The organism is Saccharopolyspora erythraea NRRL 2338, assembly GCF_000062885.1.
GTDB classification, from domain to species: domain Bacteria; phylum Actinomycetota; class Actinomycetes; order Mycobacteriales; family Pseudonocardiaceae; genus Saccharopolyspora_D; species Saccharopolyspora_D erythraea.
Genome location: NC_009142.1, coordinates 6,776,509 through 6,790,783, shown reverse-complemented (window position 1 = coordinate 6,790,783; position 14,275 = coordinate 6,776,509). Strand labels below are relative to the sequence as shown.

At 69.8% G+C, this 14,275-nt stretch carries 15 protein-coding genes; all 15 read left to right on the top strand.

The annotated features are described in order from the left end of the window. The first annotated feature begins 81 nt into the window (after positions 1-81). The 15 genes from SACE_RS29035 to whiG all read left to right on the top strand — a co-directional run bounded on the left by SACE_RS29035 (position 82) and on the right by whiG (position 13,940). Positions 82-1,065 carry a CPBP family intramembrane glutamic endopeptidase gene (locus SACE_RS29035; RefSeq protein WP_009943612.1) on the top strand — a complete coding sequence of 328 codons (984 nt, stop codon included), beginning with the start codon at positions 82-84 and terminating at the stop codon, positions 1,063-1,065. Positions 1,066-1,210: 145 nt separating this feature from the next. Continuing rightward, positions 1,211-1,978 carry a CPBP family intramembrane glutamic endopeptidase gene (locus SACE_RS29030; RefSeq protein ID WP_009943615.1) on the top strand — a complete coding sequence of 256 codons (768 nt, stop codon included), beginning with the start codon at positions 1,211-1,213 and terminating at the stop codon, positions 1,976-1,978. Between the two features lie 177 nt (positions 1,979-2,155). Next, on the top strand, positions 2,156-2,602 hold the full coding sequence (gene rpsP / locus SACE_RS29025; RefSeq protein WP_011874927.1) for a 30S ribosomal protein S16: 447 nt from the start codon (positions 2,156-2,158) through the stop codon (positions 2,600-2,602). Beyond that, on the top strand, positions 2,599-2,838 hold the full coding sequence (locus tag SACE_RS29020) for an RNA-binding protein (protein WP_009943617.1): 240 nt from the start codon (positions 2,599-2,601) through the stop codon (positions 2,836-2,838). Before rpsP ends, SACE_RS29020 begins: the two co-directional genes overlap by 4 nt. 7 nt (positions 2,839-2,845) lie before the next feature. Further along, positions 2,846-3,388, top strand: coding sequence for a ribosome maturation factor RimM (rimM, locus tag SACE_RS29015; RefSeq protein WP_009943618.1), 543 nt, complete (start codon positions 2,846-2,848; stop codon positions 3,386-3,388). Between the two features lie 60 nt (positions 3,389-3,448). Beyond that, positions 3,449-4,237: a tRNA (guanosine(37)-N1)-methyltransferase TrmD gene (gene trmD / locus SACE_RS29010; protein WP_009943620.1), complete on the top strand. Its 789-nt coding sequence runs from the start codon at positions 3,449-3,451 to the stop codon at positions 4,235-4,237. 192 nt (positions 4,238-4,429) lie between these two features. Next, positions 4,430-4,789, top strand: coding sequence for a 50S ribosomal protein L19 (gene rplS / locus SACE_RS29005; protein WP_009943621.1), 360 nt, complete (start codon positions 4,430-4,432; stop codon positions 4,787-4,789). A 184-nt stretch (positions 4,790-4,973) separates the two neighbouring features. After that, on the top strand, positions 4,974-5,894 hold the full coding sequence (gene lepB / locus SACE_RS29000; RefSeq protein ID WP_009943622.1) for a signal peptidase I: 921 nt from the start codon (positions 4,974-4,976) through the stop codon (positions 5,892-5,894). A 2-nt stretch (positions 5,895-5,896) separates the two neighbouring features. Beyond that, entirely contained in the window at positions 5,897-6,655 is a 759-nt protein-coding gene (locus SACE_RS28995) for a ribonuclease HII (RefSeq protein ID WP_037302866.1), read from the top strand. Positions 6,656-6,688: 33 nt separating this feature from the next. Next, positions 6,689-7,012, top strand: a complete 324-nt coding sequence (locus tag SACE_RS28990) for a DUF2469 domain-containing protein (protein ID WP_009943624.1) — start codon at positions 6,689-6,691, stop codon at positions 7,010-7,012. Between the two features lie 747 nt (positions 7,013-7,759). Continuing rightward, positions 7,760-8,161: a YraN family protein gene (locus SACE_RS28985; RefSeq protein ID WP_009943625.1), complete on the top strand. Its 402-nt coding sequence runs from the start codon at positions 7,760-7,762 to the stop codon at positions 8,159-8,161. A gap of 1 nt (position 8,162) precedes the next feature. Beyond that, entirely contained in the window at positions 8,163-9,680 is a 1,518-nt protein-coding gene (locus tag SACE_RS28980; RefSeq protein ID WP_009943627.1) for a YifB family Mg chelatase-like AAA ATPase, read from the top strand. After that, complete coding sequence (gene dprA, locus SACE_RS28975; protein WP_009943628.1) at positions 9,680-10,849, top strand: DNA-processing protein DprA; 1,170 nt, start codon at positions 9,680-9,682, stop codon at positions 10,847-10,849. Before SACE_RS28980 ends, dprA begins: the two co-directional genes overlap by 1 nt. Before the next feature lie 1,152 nt (positions 10,850-12,001). After that, positions 12,002-12,979 (top strand): tyrosine recombinase XerC, encoded by a 978-nt coding sequence (locus SACE_RS28970; protein ID WP_011874925.1) that lies wholly within the window; start codon positions 12,002-12,004, stop codon positions 12,977-12,979. Further along, positions 12,954-13,940, top strand: a complete 987-nt coding sequence (whiG, locus tag SACE_RS28965; RefSeq protein WP_009943630.1) for an RNA polymerase sigma factor WhiG — start codon at positions 12,954-12,956, stop codon at positions 13,938-13,940. Before SACE_RS28970 ends, whiG begins: the two co-directional genes overlap by 26 nt. Positions 13,941-14,275 lie beyond the last annotated feature (335 nt).

The following is a 14,275-nucleotide window of genomic DNA, read 5'->3' as shown; positions in this document are numbered from 1 at the left end:
TGATCACGGTGACGGGCGCGCGTTCGCCCGGCCCGGTCCAGGCGCATAGTGTGGCTTCCAGGGGAGAGGGGGAGATCGGCCTTGGAGCATCCGCGCCGCGATGAGCCGGGAGGGGAGCCTTCGGGCTTCCCCGTCGCCAGGCTGCCCGGCGACCCGCTGCCGGAAGGGCAGGGCACCACGCCGCAGCAGCCCCCCGCCGGCTCTTCGCACACCCTGCCGCAGCAGCCCCCCGCGGGCTCGTCGCACCCCCCGGCCGCACCCGACGCCGACGGTCCGTCCTGGGCCACCTACAGCGCTCCGATGCGCGGCGCCGACGACTCCGCTGATCCCGCCCTGCACCCGCGGTTCTGGGAAGCGCAGCTCGAAGCCGCCCGGCGCGGCAGCCTGGCCTGGGGGTTCGCCGCGTTCTTCGTCGGATACGGCGCCTTCTACCTGGCCGGGCAGGTCGTGTCGGCCGTCATGCCGTCGCGGGAGAGCGGGTTCGACCCGGCCGACCCGCCGGCCCTCGGACCGCTGCTCCTGCTGGTGTTCGTGCCGAACCTCCTGCTCGGGCTGGTGCCCGCGATCTTCTCCTGGGTCCGGGGCAACGGCGTGCGCGCGGACTTCGGCATCGTGCCCAGGCTGCGCGACGTCAAGGTGGGGCTTGCCTGCGGCGGCGTCGCGCTGCTGCTGTCGTTCGTCCTCGGGCTGATCATGGTCGCGATCAACGGCCAGCCTCCCGAGACGGGCATCAGCCGCCTGATGCAGGGCGAGAAGAGCGTCTGGCTGTTCCTGTTCGCGCTCTTCGCCTTCCTGGGAGCGCCGCTGACCGAGGAGCTGCTGATGCGCGGGGCACTGTGGGGCGCCCTGGAGCACTACCGGGTGCCCAGGTACGCGATCCTGCTCCTCACCACGCTGATATTCGCCTTCATCCACCAGGAGGTGTGGCGGACGCCCGTGCTGTTCGTGGGCGGACTGGCGATGGGAGCCGCGCGCATGATCACCGGCCGCACCGGCGCGAGCGTGATAGCGCACGCGACCAACAACTTCCTGCCCGCGCTGCTGCTGTTCGCCGCCGCGGGATGAGGCTCGGCAGGCCCCGCGTGCGCGGGGCGCAGGTAACCTGGCGGCTCCGTCGGTGTCGTCGCGGCGAGTGACGAGTTCGGCGACCCCGCCAGGACCGTCCCGGGCGCGCGGCGCCCGGCGGTGACCAGGCACCACGGAGGGGCAATTGGACGCATCGCAGGCACCCGAGCCGACCGGCGGCAGGACGCTCGCCGGACCGGCCCCCGAGGCCGAACGCCCGGTGCACCGCTGGGGCTTCGGCGCGTTCTTCCTGGCCCAGGCCGTCTTCGTGCTGGTCTCGGTGATGCTGGCGGCCTACTTCGGCAGCCTGCACGACGAGGGCTCGCGCTTCGGCGTCGCGCTGGTGCTGATGCTCATGGTGCCGACGCTGCTCGCGGGCGCGGTCGCCGTGGTGATCACGATGGTGCGCGGCAACGGCCCGCGCGTCGACTTCGGCCTGGAGTGGCGCTGGAAGGACGTCACGACCGGGCTCGGCATCGGCGCGATCGGGCTGGTCACCACCACCATCGCCTCCACGATCTGGCTCAGCTGGGTCGGCCCGGACGCCCAGTCCACCGTCAGCGGTCTTCTCGACGGGGTGCGGCTGCCGCCCGCGCTGGCGGTGGTGATCTTCCTGCACGTGTGGCTCATCGCGCCGATCTGCGAGGAGCTGCTCTACCGCGGCCTGCTGTGGGGAGCCATGGAGCGGCTGCGCTGGAGCCGGGTGACCGCGTTCGTGCTCAGCACGGCGGTGTTCGCCATCGGGCACCTGGAACCCGAGCGCACTCTGCTGCTGCTTGTGATCGCGATCCCGATCGGGGTGGCAAGGATGGTGACGGGACGGCTGACGGCCAGCGTCGTCGCCCACCAGGTGAACAACTTCCTGCCCGCGGTGGGCCTGCTGCTGATCTCGCTCGGCGTGATGCCGGAGTAGACCCCGACTCCCGCGGCAGCGCCGCCACGGGCATCTGGCAGAATAGATGACTGCCCGCTGCGGGCGGTCCCTCTCACCGCCTGCGGCCGTCGACGAAAGAGCGTTCCATTCCGTTGCCCCACGCGGTGTGGCATGTTCACCCGAGCACGAACGAGAGTCTGAGGAGCACCACCACCCGTGGCTGTGAAGATCAAGCTGGCGCGGATCGGTAAGATCCGCGAGCCGCACTACCGCATTGTCGTCGCCGACGCCCGCACCCGCCGCAACGGCCGGGCGATCGAGACGATCGGCCAGTACCACCCGATGGAGGAGCCGAGCCGCATCGAGGTCGACTCCGAGCGGGCGCAGTACTGGCTGGGTGTCGGCGCGCAGCCGACCGAGCCGGTGCAGAACATCCTCGAGATCACCGGTGACTGGCAGAAGTTCAAGGGCCTGCCGGGCGCCGAGGGCACCCTCAAGACCGCCGCGCCCAAGCCCTCCAAGCAGGAGCTGTTCGAGGCCGCGCTGGCCGCCGCGGGCGAGGAGCCGGTCGCCGAGGCGACCACTCCGAAGAAGAAGGGCGGCAAGAAGGCCGAGGCCGAGGACAAGGCCGAAGAGCAGAAGTCCGAGGAAGGCCAGGCGTGACGGTCCTCGCGGACGCGCTCGAACACCTGGTGCGCGGCATCGTCGACAACCCCGACGACGTCCGCGTCCAGCTGCTCACGACCCGCCGCGGACGCACCCTCGAGGTGCACGTCAACCCCGACGACCTGGGCAAGGTCATCGGGCGCGGCGGGCGCACCGCGACCGCGTTGCGCACCGTCATCTCGGGCATCGGCGGGCGCGGCATCCGCGTCGACGTGGTCGACACCGACCGCTGAGCAGGACATGGACGACAAGCAGCCCCTCACGCTCGCCGTCGGCAGGATCGTCCGGCCGCACGGCGTGCGGGGGGAGCTCGTCGTCGAGGTGCGCACCGACTCCCCGGAGCTGAGGTTCGCCCCGGGATCGGTGCTGGGCATGCGCCGCCGAGGCGCGCACGCCTCGGAGAACTTCACCGTGGCAGCCGCCCGGCCCCACGCCGGGCGGCTGCTCGTGCGCGCGGAGGGCGTCGAGGGCCGCGAGGCCGCCGAGGAGCTGCGCGGCGCGCTGCTCACCGTCACCGCCGACGAGCTCGAGTCCACCGACGACCCGGACGAGTTCCACGACCACCAGCTCGAGGGCCTGCGCGTGGTGTTCCCCGCGGGCGAGGAGGCCGGCGTCGTGGCCGAGGTCGTGCACACCCCCGCCGGCGAGCTGCTGGCCGTGCGCACTCCCGACGACCGCGAGGTGCTCGTGCCGTTCGTCTCGGAGATGGTTCCCGAGATCGACCTCGAAGCCGGCCGCATCGTCGTCGATCCGCCGGAAGGCCTGTTCGACGCCGAGGAGTGACCCGCGGGCGCGCCGCCCGGCGTTCCCGCTCCCATCCCGGCAATCCACCGCAAGGCTGCCATGCGAATCGACGTCATCACGATCTTCCCCGACTACCTGAACCCGCTGCGCGAGGCGTTGCTCGGCAAGGCCATCCAGCGGGAGCGGATCGCTGTCGGCGTGCACGACCTGCGGAACTGGACCCACGACGTGCACCGCGCCGTGGACGACAGCCCCTACGGCGGCGGTCCCGGCATGGTCATGAAGCCCGACGTGTGGGGCGAGGCGCTCGACGAGATCTGCGGTGACGGCACCGGCCAGGTGCCCCGCCTGGTCGTGCCGACCCCGGCGGGCCGTCCGTTCACCCAGCGCACGGCGGTGCGCTGGTCGCAGGAGCCGTGGCTGGTCTTCGCCTGCGGGCGCTACGAGGGCATCGACCAGCGGGTGATCACCGACGCCGCCCGCCGGATGCCGGTCGAGGAGGTCTCGATCGGCGACTACGTGCTGGTCGGCGGCGAGGTCGCGGCGCTGACCATGATCGAGGCCGTGGTCCGGCTGCTGCCCGGCGTGCTGGGCAACCCGGCCTCGGCCGAGCAGGACTCCTTCTCCGACGGCCTGCTCGAAGGCCCCTGCTACACCCGGCCGGAGGTGTGGCGGGACCAGCCGGTGCCGGAGGTCCTGCGCTCCGGAAACCACGCCGCGATCGCCCGCTGGCGGCGCGACCAGTCGCTGGAGCGCACCTGGCGGCGCCGGCCCGAACTGATCGAGGCGCTGCCGGAAGGGACCCTGGACGCCAGGGACCGCGAGGTCCTCGATAGGGTGCGGGAGTCGGATCACTCCGGCGATTCCCGGTCCCCCGGAAGCGGCTAGCGGAGCTACCGCCTCTCGGATGGGGCCGGTTTCAGCATGGAAGTGCCCGTCTGGCACACTGGACCGGTTGCTGCAGCCGGATTGAACAGTCGGCGCACTCAAAGCAAGCTCACCCCGTGCCCGGGGCCCACCGAGAGGTCGGGCCGCCGATGTGCCAGGGCGCGGGACGACACGGATGAGGACGGACCACCGATGAACACCCTGGACGCTCTGGACGCCCAGTCGCTGCGTTCCGACATCCCCGCCTTCCGGCCTGGCGACACGCTGAAGGTCCACGTCCGCGTCATCGAGGGTTCGCGCGAGCGGAACCAGGTTTTCCAGGGCGTCGTGATCCGCCGCCAGGGCGGCGGCGTCCGGGAGACCTTCACCGTCCGCAAGGTTTCCTTCGGTGTCGGCGTGGAGCGCACCTTCCCGGTGCACAGCCCGAACATCGCCAAGGTCGAGGTCGCCACCCGTGGTGACGTCCGGCGGGCCAAGCTCTACTACCTGCGCGAACTGCGCGGCAAGGCCGCCAAGATCAAGGAGAAGCGCGAGACCGCGCCTGCCTCCTGAGGCCTGCGCACCGCAGACGTCGAACGACCCGGGCACCCCGCCCGGGTCGTTCTGCATTTCCCGGATCGGGTGTGCCGTTCACTGGTCCGGCTGACGGTGTCGCGGTTTCGATCGGCGGTGGGTGGACGTCGACGGGCGCGGGGTAGCCCGATCGCGACCAGCCAGTCTCCAGTAGCCTGGCCGGGTGGCCGACGTGATGCGCTCCACCGGACCGGACGAAGATCCCCAGGGCGGGGAGGAGCCCCGTGCGACACCCGAAGAGCGCCCCGCGCGTCGGTGGAGGTCCTCGGGCAAGCAGCAGAAGAAGGGCTCGTTCTGGCGCGAGCTCCCCATCCTCATCGTCACCGCGCTGGCGCTGACGGTGCTGATCCAGGCCTTCCTGGCCCGGGTCTACGTCATCCCCTCGCAGTCGATGGAGCAGACCCTGCACGGCTGCACGGGCTGCAACAACGACCGGGTGCTGGTCGACAAGGTCAGCTACCGGTTCGGCGACCCCGAGCCCGGTGACGTCGTGGTCTTCCGCGGCCCGCAGGCGTGGGTGCAGAACGAGTTCCACGTCCCGGAGGACACCAACCCGGTGGTGCAGTTCTTCCAGGGCGCGGCGTCGCTGATCGGGTTCGGCTCGCCGGACGAGAAGGACTTCGTCAAGCGCGTGATCGCCACCGAGGGCCAGACCGTGGAGTGCTGCGACCCGCAGAACCGCGTCATGGTCGACGGCCGCCCGCTCAACGAGCCCTACATCTACTGGGAGCCGGGCCGGGGCAACGAGCAGCAGGAGTTCCAGTCGGTCACGGTGCCGCCGGGGCACCTGTGGGTGATGGGTGACAACCGCAACGACTCCTCCGACTCCCGGTTCCAGGGCGGCGGTGGCGTCAGCGGTGCGGTGCCGGTCGACAACGTCATCGGCAAGGCGCAGGTCATCGTGCTGCCGCCGACCCGCTGGCAGGCCATCCCGGAGCCCAACCCGCAGGCCGACGCCCTCGGCGCGCCCGCGTGGCAGGCGGGGCTGCCGGTCGGTGCCGGTTTCGCGGCGGCATTCCCCGTCGTCTGGGCGGGTCGTAGGCTCGTGCGTGTGGTGAACCTACGTTCGCGGGAGCGGCACTGACCGTGGCTGTCAGGCTGGCGGCGGGCTTGCGGCCGCCGAGGACGGTGATCCGGCGCAGCACGGGCAACTGGGCGTTGCAGAGCGCCCTGGACCGGCGGGGCCTGGGGCCCGTCGCGGGCGTGGACGAGGCCGGCCGAGGGGCCTGCGCGGGACCGCTGGTGGTGGCCGCGTGCGCGCTCAAGCCCGGTGACGGGCGCCGTTTCGAGGGGCTGACGGACTCGAAGGTGCTCAGCCCGGCGGAACGTGAACGCCTGTACGACGTGATTCAGGCCAAGGCGCTCAGCTTGTCGGTCATCGTCATCCCGGCCGACGAGGTCGACGCCCTCGGCATCCACGTCGCCAACCTGGAGGGCATGCGCCGAGCGGTGGCGCAGCTCTCGGTGGCGCCCGGTTACGTGCTCACCGACGGTTTCCGGGTGCCCGGCCTGGGGGCGCCGAGCGTGGCGGTGGTCAAAGGCGACCTGGTCGCCGCGTGCGTGGCGGCGGCCTCGGTGCTGGCGAAGGTGACCAGGGACCGGATCATGACGGGCCTGCACGAGCAGTTCCCGGTGTACGGCTTCGACGAGCACAAGGGGTACTGCACGTCCGACCACACCGCCCGGCTCACCGAGCACGGTCCGTGCGAGGAGCACCGGTGGTGCTACGCCAACGTGGTGGCCGCCGCGCAGCTGCACGGGATGCGTTCACCTCGAACGGTGAGCAGCAAGCCCGGTTTGTTCGATGCTTTCGAGGGGGATGTGGTGGACAATGAGCAGTTGTAGTCCGAACGGCAACGGGGAAGGGCTCGCACACCGATGAGCGCCGAGGATCTCGAGAAGTACGAGACCGAGATGGAGCTGCAGCTCTACAAGGAGTACCGCGACATCGTCGGCCAGTTCACCTACGTCGTGGAGACCGAGCGCCGGTTCTACCTGGCCAACGCGGTGGACGTGCAGGTGCGCAACTCCGACTCGGAGGTCTACTTCGAGGTGGCCATGTCGGATGCCTGGGTCTGGGACATGTACCGGCCTGCACGTTTCGTGAAGAACGTCCGGGTCATCACGTTCAAGGACGTCAACGTCGAGGAACTGGACAAACCGGATCTGCGGCTGCCGGAAAGCGGCCCGTTCGGCAGCTGAGCCGCTAGGGAAAGCGCGATGGGCCGTGGGGGACTGGCGGCCCGCACGCCCCGGGGCGACCGCGCACGTGAGCGTGTCCCGGGGCGTTCTCGCCGTTGCACTCTGCTGAGGCGGTGTGGAGACCGCTGACGGACATTCCCGTCGCTTTTCTCTGATCATTTCGGTGGCTTCAGCTCGGTCACCGCCCGTTTTCGCGCGGCCACCGCTCGCCGCTTTCGTATGGCCACCGCCGCGTGCTGCTTTCGCACGGCCACCGCCGCGCGCTGCTTTCGCGCGGCCACCACCACGCGGCGCTTTCGTTCGTGGAAACGCTGGCCGCCTTCGTGTCTGTGACCGCTGGTCGCTTTCGCTTCGTGCTTTCGCGTGATCGATCCACGCCGTCTCAGCCTGGTCGATCCCGCCGCTTCCGCTTCGTCGCCCTAGGCCCACCTGCTGGCGCCCCTAGGTCCCACCTGCTGTCGGCCCCCACTGCATGCTTCGTCGTTCTGCACGTCCACCTGCCGCACGGCTCCGCCCCCTTGCAACGTCTCCACCTACTGAACGTTTCCACCCCTGCATGGTTTTCTTGCCGGCGTTGGCGCAATTGATCAGCCGTTGGGGTTGAATCCGGGTTTTCCATTAACTCCTTCGTGTCGCGAGTTATCCACATCCGCCCCATTTATCCACAAGTTCTGAAACTGCACCTGTCGACGACCACCGCGCCCGGGCAACTTGGATCTCGAGCAACGCGACACCGCTGGAGGAACCATGAGCCGCACGGCGATTTTCGGAACCCTGTCCGACGACGACACCAAGGGCCGCAGGCATGCGCTGGGCGTGGAGGGAGAACGCCTCGCGGCCCGCTTCCTGGAGGAGCACGGAATCACCGTGCTGGAGCGCAACTGGCGATGCGACCGGGGCGAACTGGACATCGTTGCCACGGACGGCGAAACCGTCATCTTCTGCGAGGTCAAGGCGCGCTCCGGGGTCGACTACGGCGCCCCGCTGAACGCCGTCAGCCCGCACAAGGTCAGACATCTGCGCGCCCTGGCGAGAACCTGGCTGTCCGAAAGGAACCTGACCGGCTGCACAGCCCGCTTCGACGTCGTCTCCGTGCTGTGGCCACCAGGCCGTCCCGCCCGGATCGAGCACCTCGAGGGGGCGTTCTGAAATGGCGCTGCACAGGACGTGGGCGGTCGCGCTGTTCGGTGTGGACGGTGTGCTCGTCGAGATCGAGGCCGACGTGCGCAAAGGCGGTCTGCCCAGCCTCCAGCTCCTCGGGCTGCCGGATTCAGCATTGCAGGAGTCGAAGAACCGGGTCCGCTCGGCGATCGTGAACTGCCAGGAGAACTGGCCCGCGCGGTGCGTGACGCTGGCGCTGTCGCCCGCCGCGATCCCCAAGGCGGGCACCTCCTACGACCTCGCGCTGGCGTGCGCGGTGCTGGCCGGTGCGGAGCAGGTACCGCCGCACCGGCTGGATGGCACGGTGCTCTTCGGCGAACTCGCCCTGGACGGGCGGGTCCGTCCCGTGCGGGGTCTCCTACCGGCGGTGCTGGCGGCGAAGCGAGCCGGCATGCCCCGGGCGATCGTGCCCACGGCTGGGCTGGCCGAGGCCAAGCTCGTCGAGGGCATCGAGGTCATGGGGGCGAACCACCTGAGTGATGTCGTGGCATGGCTGCGGGAAACGGGCGAGCTCGACCGGGAACCGCCCTCGGTCGCACGTGCCGCCGAGCCCTCCGAAACACTCGATCTCGCCGACGTGATGGGACAACCCGAAGCGCGTTGGGCGCTTGAGGTCGCTGCGGCAGGCGGCCACCATCTGCTGCTCGTAGGCCCGCCGGGGACCGGAAAGACGATGCTGGCCAGGAGATTGGGCGGTCTGCTGCCGGACCTCACGCCACAGGAGGCGCTGGAGGTGACCGCGATTCATTCGGTCGCGGGGGAGTCGCCCTGCGACGACCTGATGACCACACCGCCGTTCGTCGCCCCGCACCACTCGTTGTCGATCACGGCGCTGGTCGGCGGTGGGGCAGGACTGGCCAGACCTGGTGCGGTCAGCCGTGCGCACCGCGGTGTTCTGCTGCTGGACGAGGCGTGCGAACTCGGTCCGAAACGGCTCGAGGCACTGCGCACGGCCTTGGAGGAAGGAGAGATACGTCTCGCCCGGCGAGACGGCACGGTCCGCTACCCGGCGAGGTTCCAGCTCGTGCTCGCCACAAACCCATGCCCATGCGCACCCGCGAGGGACGTGGACTGCCAGTGCCCTCCGCAGGCCCGCCGTCGCTACTTCGGCAAGCTCTCCGGTCCGCTGATGGACCGCGTGGATCTGCGTGCCCGGACAAGACCGATGCTCGCGATGGCATCACAACTCGGGTGTGAGCCGGAACCGACGGAGGTAGTCCGCAAGCGTGTCGGTGACGCGCGAGCGGCTGCGTTGGAACGCTGGTCCGCTCACGGTTGGCAGACCAACACCGAGGTGCCGGGTCCCGCGCTGCGCCGCGAGTTCGCCCTGCCACGCCAGGTAACCGCCCTGCTGGACCGCGGTCTGGAGACCGGTGCCATCACTGCTCGCGGTGCGGATCGCTGTCTGCGTGTCGCTTGGACGCTCGCCGATCTGGAAGGCCGTTCTCGGCCGGACGCGGACCACGTCGGGGCGGCGCTGGAATTCCGGGACCGGAGGTCGCCGTGATGTGGAGCATGGAGAAGGCGGGCCCGCCCGGCGCCGAAGTCGGTGACGAGATCCTTCTCGCTCGCGCGTACCTCTCGGCCGTGGCCGAGCCACCGGCGCCGGCATTGGCCGGGTTCATCGCGGCACACGGTGCCAGCCGCGCCGCGGAAGTGGTCCGCAGCGGCTCGGCACCGCCGTCGGTGGCGGACGAGGTCGATGCGCGCAGGGAGCACGTCTCGGGCGAAGCAGCTCTGGAAGCCGCCGCGATGGCGGGATTGCGACTGGTGACGCCGGAGCATTCCGGCTGGCCGCACAAAAGCTTCGACAGCTTGGCGGACGCGACTGCCATCGGCCTACCGGGCATGGCGGCGCCGATAGCGCTGTGGGTGCGCGGGCAGGTCGCCTTTGCGGAATCCCTGGGCACATCCGTAGCGATCGTCGGTGCTCGCGCTGCCTCCGGGTACGGCGAGCGCGTGGCGGCCGAGTTCGCGCACGGCCTCGCCATCGAGGGCTACACCGTCGTATCCGGTGCTGCATACGGGATTGACGGCGCCGCGCACCGCGGAGCACTGGCCGCCGGACGACCGACTATCGCCTTCCTGGCATGCGGTGCAGACATCGACTATCCGTCGGGACACAGCATGCTGCTCCGCGCGATCGGCGAGCAGGGCGCTGTCGTCAGCGAATACGCCCCAGGCACCGAACCGCGGAAGCACCGCTTCCTGGTGCGGAACAGGCTCATCGCAGCCTGTGGGCAGGGCACCGTCGTGGTGGAGGCAGGCGCGCGCAGCGGTGCGAGCAACACCGCCAACACCGCCGATGCGCTCGGCCGTCCCGTCATGGCGGTGCCTGGTCCGGTGACGTCGAAGAGTTCCGTCGGCTGCCACGAGATGGTCCGCAGCGGCAAGGCCCTGCTCGTGACGAACGTCGACCACGTCAGGGAAGTCCTGAGCCCACTCGGTGTCGGCCCGACAACCGACCTACCGGTTCCCGCCAAAGCCACCGACAGCCTCGACCGCGTCGCCAAGCAACTCCACGACGCCCTCAGCGATTCCGCCGCGACCAGCGCCGACGAACTAGCCCGCGACTCCGGCCTCCCCCTGCGAAAAGTGCGCGCCCTCCTCCCAGCCCTCGAACTAGCGGGCCTAGCGGTGCGAGAAGAACGGGGGTGGTCCCGCAACCCCACCTAACCCCACGAAATCCCCGCGGGGCGGCAATCCCACGCGGCCCGGCAATCACGGTGGCCCGCGAATCCCGGCGGGCCTGACCGGGCCGGCCGGTCCCAACTGCATCGGACCGTGCCCGACGGGTCTTGCCGGGCCGGACCATGCCTAAGCGAGCCCGGCCGGGTCCCACCACCCCACTGAGTCCCATCGAGCCCGACTGGGTCACACCGAGGCCTTGTGTCCCACCGAGTCCGACTGGGGCCGACTGGGGTTGACTGTCTCCCATCGAGCCCGACTAGGACCCAAGTCAGACCGGGTCCCATTTGAGGCTGGTAGGACGCACTTGAGCCCGAGCGGTCGCATTCGAGCCGAACGGTGCCGATCGGGGCTCCGAGTAGGCTGCAACGGAAGCACGGGCCGAAGACGAGCGGCCCGCGTCGGGCGCGCGTGCGGTTCGGCTGCGGTGACCAGCGTGCCCGCAACCAGAATCACGCCGGTCACCGTGGTCACCTTGGTCACCGTGGTCAGCGCGACCAGCAGCCGCCGCGTCATGGAGGTGAAGACCACAATCACCTCGGGGTCGCCCTCGTACCTACGAAAGCATTCACCCAACCGAGCACGTCATCTCTCGACCGATTGCGTGCCTTGCCGACATTCCCACCCTGACCTAGCGCGACACCGGCGGCGGATTCGACCTGCCAGATGCCGTCCGCATCGGCCAGCCGGGCGCCGCTTGCGAAGATGCGGGTTCCGCGTCCGACAGGGAATTCAAGAAGTTGTGCGCTACAGGGATATCCGCATTGCGCCACACTTGCGCTGAATTGCAACCTCGTCCGCGTGCGCGCTCCCGAGGCCGCGCTCATGCGCGCCGCGCTCGATGTCGCTTCGCCGTGCTGGCGTGCGCACGCCCGTGCCGTATTGCGGCACTGCATTCTCGAAGCCTGGTGTTCTGTTGTGGCTGCCGCACGCTGCTCGGTCGTGGCCGGTGCTTGCGGCCACCCGGTGCCCGCGTCCGACTGGTGCTCGCGGCGACCCGGGGCCGACCCCGGTGTCCGCGTCGGGCCGGGTGCTTGACCACGGGTAGTTGCCGCCACACGCATCCAAGAGTTCATGATCACTACCCGCTATGGCGTGGCGATGCTTGACCGCGGTGGCCACAAGGGCCAGCTTCGGGGTATGGCTCGCATCTCTTCCGACCCGACGAAGGGGCCGGACTCTCGGAAGGCCCGTGACGGGCTGCCGGGACCGGTGGGCGCGGCGGTCGACGGATTCGAGCGACACCTCAAGGCTGAGCGCGGGCTTTCCGCGCACACCGTGCGTGCGTACATCGGCGATGTGGTTTCGCTGCTGGACCACTTCTGCGCTGGTGACGAGGAACGCAAGGGGCTGAACGGGTTGGGGCTCACCGTGCTGCGGGAATGGCTGGCTGCCCAGCACGCCGATGGTGCGAGCCGCTCCACGCTGGCACGGCGTGCCGCTTCCGCGCGCACCTTCACGGCGTGGGCTCACCGCGCCGAGTTGCTCCCGCACGATCCGGGCCCGCGGCTGGCCGCGCCTGCCCCGAAGCGGAAGCTGCCGACCGTCCTTCGCGCCGAGCAGGCCAAGTCGGCGATGTCGGCGTCGCAGGCGGGTGCGGAGCAGGGCGACCCGATCGCGTTGCGGGACCACGCGGTCGTGGAGCTGCTTTACGCGACCGGTGTCCGGGTGTCCGAGCTGTGCGGGCTCGACCTCGACGACGTCGATCACGAACGGCGCGTCGTCCGGGTCATCGGCAAGGGTGACAAGGAACGCGCTGTGCCGTTCGGTGTACCGGCCGAAGACGCCGTCTCCCGCTGGATCAGCGCTGGTCGGCCGGAGCTGGCCACCGACGCGTCCGGTCCAGCGTTGTTCCTGGGCGCGCGAGGCGGCCGTCTTGATCCACGCGCGGTGCGTCGTGTCGTGCACGATGCGGTGGGGGCCGTTTCCGGTGCTACCGACGTGGGGCCGCACGGACTGCGTCACTCCGCGGCGACCCACTTACTCGAAGGAGGAGCGGACCTCCGTAGCGTTCAGGAGTTGCTTGGTCACGCTACGCTCGCAACGACGCAGCTTTACACACACGTGACCGTCGAACGGCTGAAGGCGATCCATGACCGAACTCACCCCCGTTCCTGACGACGCCGGGGGCGGTGCCCACACCGTGGCAGCGAGATCGACATCGACCACGTCGGCTTCTCGCCAGGACGCGGAACAGCGCACCTCGACCAACGGCCACCACGTCAACGGCCGGAGCCGCCCCACCGCTCGTGCCAGGCGTTCCCCCCTGCCGTCCGGCTCGGACCCCTACCAGGCCGAGAACGGTGACCAGCGCAGCGCCGACGAGGTCGAGGCCGGCATCGTGGCTCTGTGGAAGGCGTTCGGCCAACAGCGTGACCAGGAACTCCGCGATCGGTTGGTGCTGCACTACGCCCCGCTGGTGAAGTACGTCGCGGGACGTGTCGGAACCGGGCTGCCCTCGCACGTCGAGGTTTCGGACCTGATCCAGTCCGGGATCTTCGGCCTGGTCGACGCCATCGAGAAGTTCGAGCCGGAGCGCGGCCTCAAGTTCGAGACCTACGCGATGCAGCGCATCCGCGGCGCGATCCTCGACGACCTGCGGGCGCAGGACTGGGTGCCGCGTTCGGTGCGCAGCCGGGCGCGCGACGTCGAACGCGCCTTGGAACGTTTGGAAGCGAAACTGCAGCGCACGGCTTCGGACGCGGAACTCGCCGAGGAACTCGAACTCTCGGTGGACGAGCTGCGTGAGCTGTTCGCGCAGTTGCAGATGACCAGCGTGGTCGCCCTCGACGACCTGATCGGCGCGGGTCAGACAACGTCATCGCTGGCCGAGACCCTGCCGGACGACCGGGCCGAGGACCCGGTCGCCACGCTCGTCGACCGGGACAGCCGCCGGCAGCTCGCCGAGGCTGTAGAACGTCTCAGCGATCGCGACCGCATCGTGGTCACGCTGTACTACTTCGAGAACCTGACCCTCGCCGAGATCGGGAAGGTGCTCGGTGTGACTGAGTCCCGCGTGTGCCAGCTCCATACAAGAGCTGTGCTGCGATTGCGCACGAAGCTCACGGAGCAGAACTGATCGAGCAGAGGGCATGCTCGAACTGTTCGGGCGCCAGGGTGGGGTGCTGGCACACCGAAGCCGAGGTGAGAAGCGTTTTATCGCGTGCGCTGCGGCGATGTGCGGGATTGCGGATGTGGGCGAGTAGCGATGTGGCCTCGGCGATATGGGCTTGGCGATGTGTTTGACGGGTGCGGCAGTTCGCGAGGCGTCGACCTGTGCCGGTCCAACCGGACCGTGCCATCGGCATGGGGAGCGGGTCGTCCCGTCGGATGCATAGCGAGTCCTGAGCGGTAGGCGTTTTTCGTCGGGTGTAGCTGGGGGAGTTCTGCGCGGGAGGGTTTGCTCGGTCGCCT